Here is a 4,900-nt window from a genome sequence, read left to right on the forward strand (position 1 = left end):
AAAATCACAGCATATCCACCAAAATATTGGTTAATATATAGTTATAAGCTAACAACAAGCAAAACATTTTCATTCTTCCCCCCTTTTTAGAATGAAAATCCCAAACTCCCTTTTTTGACCGATGCGGTTTACTCCCTTTTTCCGCATCGGTTTTTTTGTGCGCTAAAATGGTGGAATTCTGCTATAATAAATTTCGGAAAGAGGTGTTTGGGCATGAAAAAGTGGGAAAAGGATCATTTAGGTATGGTCATGGGGATATTGAATGTGACACCAGACTCTTTTTCGGATGGTGGTAAATATATGCAATTGAAAGAAGCGGTTGCGCATGCCTTGCAAATGGCGAAAGATGGAGCGGCAATTATTGATATAGGGGGAATATCGACACGCCCGGGTTTTTTGGAAGTTTCTCCAGATGAGGAATTAACAAGAATACTTCCGGTTATTAAAGCTGTACGAGAAGTGCTTCCTGACATTTGGATATCAGTGGATACATGGCGTGCGGTGGTTGCTGAACAAGCTATTTTAGCAGGAGCAGATATAATAAATGATCAATGGGGTGCGAAAAAAGAACCGCAAATTGCGCAAATTGCAGCTAAATATAATGTGCCGATTTGTTTAATGCATAATCGAGAGAACGCTAATTATGATGATTTTCTAGAGGATGTGAAGCAAGACCTATTAGAAAGTGTTGCAATTGCAAAAGATGCACAAGTGCCAGATGAACATATCATCCTTGATCCGGGTTTTGGTTTCGTTAAAACGCCAGCGCAGAATTTAGAGATTTTACGCCGAATAGATGAGATTGTGGCACTCGGATATGAAGTTTTGCTGGGTACCAGTCGCAAATCAACCATTGGCTTAGTTTTAGGAGGATCGCCTGAAGAGAGAATGGAAGGAACTGGAGCGACAGTAGTGTATGGTTTTACAAAAGGGTGTACAATTACACGAGTACATGATGTTCTACCGATTGCTCGAATGGTTCGGATGACCGATGCGATCACTGGAAAGTTAGATATTACAAAATTATAAAGGGGTGCCCTAATTGGATAAAATATATTTAAACGAATTAGCATTTTACGGTTATCATGGAGTTCTATCAGAAGAAAATAAACTTGGTCAAAAATTTACCGTGTCTTTAATACTAGGCCTTTCCACAAAAAAAGCAGGAAACTCGGATGATGTAAACGATACAGTTAGTTATGCGGACGTCTATGAAACGGTTAAAGAGATTGTAGAAGGAAAACCTTTTAAACTAATCGAGGCACTCGCGGAAAAAATTGCGACAGAGGTTCTAGTAAACTACCCGCTTCTTCAAGAAATAACTGTAAAATTAATTAAACCAAATCCACCAATTCCAGGACATTATCATTCTGTTGCGGTAGAAATTGAACGCAAAAGAAGTGAACTAAATGGCTAAAGCTTTTTTATCGATAGGGACAAACATTGGAGAGCGATTGGATAATTTAAATAATGCGGTCAGTGGATTAGCTGAAGCGGAACAAATTGGTATAGTCAAAGTATCTAGTGTTTATGAAACCGATGCAGTAGGCTTTGAAGATCAAGCGGCATTTCTAAATATCGTTATAGAGATTGAAACAAGTTTTGCCCCAGTTGAATTACTAGACTTTTGTTTAAAATTAGAACTTGAGTTGGGGCGTGTCCGCTTATTTAAATGGGGGCCACGGTTGATCGATATTGACATATTATTATATGATGATGTTAAAATGGACACAAAAAAGCTGAAAATCCCGCACCCTTATATGAAGGAAAGAGCTTTTGTGATGATTCCGCTAGTAGAAATCTCGCCCGACAAAGCTAGCATTCATGTTAATCATGCTGTTTTGGCTGAGCAAGGTGTCCGGAAAACAAAAAAACAAGTGAAGTGGTAAAAATGGCACTTGCAGAAAAAACTGTTTATGATAACATATCACTAGCGCAAAGTAAGAGGAAAGGGGTTTTAAAATGTTTAAAATAGGCAATGTAGAAATTAAAAATCAAGTAGTTGTAGCTCCAATGGCGGGGATCTCTAATTCCGCATTCCGTCTTACAGTCAAAGAATTCGGAGCTGGACTTGTTTGCTGCGAAATGATTAGCGACAAAGGAATCACATACCGAAACGCCAAAACACTTGATATGCTATATATTGATGAAAAAGAAAAACCGCTAAGTTTACAAATTTTTGGTGGCGAAAAAGAAACGCTTGTGGAAGCGGCTAAATTCGTTGCTGAAAATACAACCGCTGATATTATCGATATAAATATGGGTTGCCCAGTTAACAAAATAATTAAGTGTGAAGCCGGAGCAAAGTGGTTGCTTGATCCAAATAAAGTTTATGATATGGTTGCTGCGGTTGTAGATGCTGTTGACAAACCAGTGACAGTAAAAATGCGTATTGGCTGGGATGAGGAGCATGTATTTGCTATCGAAAATGCATTAGCCGCTGAACGTGCCGGAGCTGCAGCTGTTGCAATGCACGGACGCACACGTGTTCAAATGTACGAAGGTAGCGCAAACTGGGATGTACTTAGAGATGTGAAGCGTGAATTGAAGATTCCGTTTATGGCCAACGGAGATGTTAGAACTCCCGAAGATGCAAAACGGATTTTAGAACACACAGGAGCGGATGGCGTGATGATTGGTCGAGCAGCACTTGGGAACCCATGGATGATTTATCGAACCGTTAAATATCTTGAAACGGGGGAACTTCTACCAGAACCAGAACCACGTGAAAAAATGCAAACGGCTATGCTACACTTAAATCGTTTAGTCGAATTAAAAGGGGAAAATATTGCTGTTCGCGAATTCAGACAACATGCTGCTTACTATCTAAAAGGCGCTAGAGGAAGTACTCGAGCTAAAGTCGCTGCAAACCAAGCGACAAAACAAGCAGAAATGGAAGCAATTTTAAATGAATTTGTTCTTCAATATGAAGAAAAAGAACTAGCAAAACAAGATTAATCAGTGTTGCCCCGAGTTTTCGGGGCAATTTTTAAATTTATACTAGAAAAACAACACTAAAAGAGCGTATAATGGAAACATCTGTAGAAATGAATAGAATAGGAGTGTACCTATATGAGTAACGAGAATCACGAAGAACTAAATGACCAACTCATCGTCCGTCGCGAAAAAGTAGAAACATTGCGCGAAGAAGGCATTGATCCCTTTGGTGGCAAATTTATCCGTTCCATCAGCCCAGAGGAGATTGAAACAAAATTTGCGGATAAATCAAAAGAAGAACTTGAAGAAGCTTCTATTGAAGTAACAGTAGCAGGACGTATTATGACAAAACGTGTAAAAGGAAAAGTTGGTTTTACACATATTCAAGATCGTTTCCACCAATTGCAAATTTATATCCGCAAAGATGCCATTGGCGAAGACGCATATGCGGTATTCAAAGTAGCTGATTTAGGAGACATTATTGGTATTAAAGGAACTATCTTTAGAACAAATACTGGCGAACTATCTGTAAAAGCAACAGAGTTCACATTGCTATCCAAGTCGTTGCGCCCCCTACCTGATAAATATCATGGTTTAAAAGATGTGGAACAACGCTATCGCCAACGTTATTTAGACTTAATTACAAATGAAGAAAGTCAAAATCGATTCGTTATGCGCAGTAAAATTTTGAAATACACACGTGATTATATGGATAATCAAGGTTTCTTAGAAGTGGAAACGCCTGTACTACACACAATTGCTGGCGGTGCTGCTGCGAAACCGTTTATCACACATCATAACGCGTTAGATATGGAGCTATATTTACGAATTGCACTAGAATTACATTTAAAACGATTGATTGTCGGTGGAATGGACAAAGTATACGAAATTGGCCGTGTATTCCGCAATGAAGGAACATCCACGCGCCATAATCCCGAATTTACTATGTTAGAATCTTATGCAGCATATGAAGATTATGAAGATGTAATGGATTTAGTAGAAGGATTAGTTTCTACTGTATGTGAACAAGTAAATGGAACAACAAAGATTACTTACGGTGAATATAATGTTGACTTAACACCAAACTGGCGCCGAATCCACATGGCAGATGCGGTTAAAGAATATGTTGGAGTAGACTTCTGGAAAGTAACATCTGATGAAGAGGCTCATAAATTAGCTAAAGAGCATCATGTCCAAGTTACAAAACACATGACATATGGCCATATTCTTAATGAATTTTTCGAAACATTTGTTGAAGAAAAACTCATCCAACCAACATTTGTGTATGGACACCCGGTTGAAATATCTCCACTAGCTAAGAAAAATACAGAAGATGAACGTTTTACTGATCGTTTTGAATTATTTATTGTTGGACGTGAACACGCGAATGCCTTTTCAGAATTAAATGACCCTATAGATCAAAGAGAACGTTTTGAAGCCCAAATGAAAGAACGAGAACAAGGAAATGATGAAGCACATGGAATGGATGCTGATTTCCTAGAGGCGTTAGAATATGGGTTGCCGCCAACAGGTGGATTAGGGATAGGGATAGATCGTTTAGTAATGCTCCTAACTGATGCACCATCCATTCGTGACATCTTACTATTCCCAACAATGAAACACAGAGATTAATCAAAATCCAGGACTGTTATATTCAGTTCTGGATTTTATATTTTTAGTCAGAAAAACAAATTTTCCAAAGAGAAACTTTTTCTTAAAATATGCTTGCAATACCTGTAAAAACATGATATATTTATAAACGTTCCAGTTAAACAAAGACAAAATGTCTTCGAAGAAATTAAATTTTTTTGAAAAAACATCTTGACTTTGAATAATGGATAGAGTAAGATATAAGAGTTGCTGCTAAACAAGGTAGCAAAGAAAAGTGACCTTTGAAAACTGAACAAAGAAGAAGACGAAAAGCAATGAGACGTAAAGTCTCACTGGTAATCGCAGGGCAGAA

Annotated in this window: 5 protein-coding genes; all 5 read left to right on the forward strand. The window is 38.1% G+C overall.

Annotated elements, in window-relative coordinates; all coding sequences use genetic code 11:
- The first annotated feature begins 213 nt into the window (after window positions 1-213).
- The 5 genes from folP to lysS all read left to right on the forward strand — a co-directional run bounded on the left by folP (window position 214) and on the right by lysS (window position 4,569).
- Complete coding sequence (folP, locus tag HCJ45_RS14710) at window positions 214-1,029, forward strand: dihydropteroate synthase (protein WP_187125287.1); 816 nt, start codon at window positions 214-216, stop codon at window positions 1,027-1,029.
- Between the two features lie 13 nt (window positions 1,030-1,042).
- The gene (gene folB / locus HCJ45_RS14715) at window positions 1,043-1,417 is read left to right on the forward strand and encodes a dihydroneopterin aldolase (protein ID WP_187125288.1); all 375 of its coding nucleotides are present in this window, start codon (window positions 1,043-1,045) and stop codon (window positions 1,415-1,417) included.
- Window positions 1,410-1,889: a 2-amino-4-hydroxy-6-hydroxymethyldihydropteridine diphosphokinase gene (folK, locus tag HCJ45_RS14720; protein ID WP_187125289.1), complete on the forward strand. Its 480-nt coding sequence runs from the start codon at window positions 1,410-1,412 to the stop codon at window positions 1,887-1,889. Before folB ends, folK begins: the two co-directional genes overlap by 8 nt.
- A gap of 73 nt (window positions 1,890-1,962) precedes the next feature.
- Window positions 1,963-2,958, forward strand: a complete 996-nt coding sequence (gene dusB / locus HCJ45_RS14725; RefSeq protein WP_185349585.1) for a tRNA dihydrouridine synthase DusB — start codon at window positions 1,963-1,965, stop codon at window positions 2,956-2,958.
- 114 nt (window positions 2,959-3,072) lie between these two features.
- Window positions 3,073-4,569 carry a lysine--tRNA ligase gene (gene lysS / locus HCJ45_RS14730; RefSeq protein WP_185349587.1) on the forward strand — a complete coding sequence of 499 codons (1,497 nt, stop codon included), beginning with the start codon at window positions 3,073-3,075 and terminating at the stop codon, window positions 4,567-4,569.
- Window positions 4,570-4,900: the final 331 nt, after the last annotated feature.

The organism is Listeria immobilis, assembly GCF_014322845.1.
GTDB classification, from domain to species: domain Bacteria; phylum Bacillota; class Bacilli; order Lactobacillales; family Listeriaceae; genus Listeria; species Listeria immobilis.

Coding starts and splice junctions, on each gene's coding strand:
- folK (WP_187125289.1), top strand. CDS start 1,410: ATGGCTAAAGCTTTTTTATCGATAGGGACAAACATTGGAGAGCGATTG.
- folP (WP_187125287.1), top strand. CDS start 214: ATGAAAAAGTGGGAAAAGGATCATTTAGGTATGGTCATGGGGATATTG.
- dusB (WP_185349585.1), top strand. CDS start 1,963: ATGTTTAAAATAGGCAATGTAGAAATTAAAAATCAAGTAGTTGTAGCT.
- lysS (WP_185349587.1), top strand. CDS start 3,073: ATGAGTAACGAGAATCACGAAGAACTAAATGACCAACTCATCGTCCGT.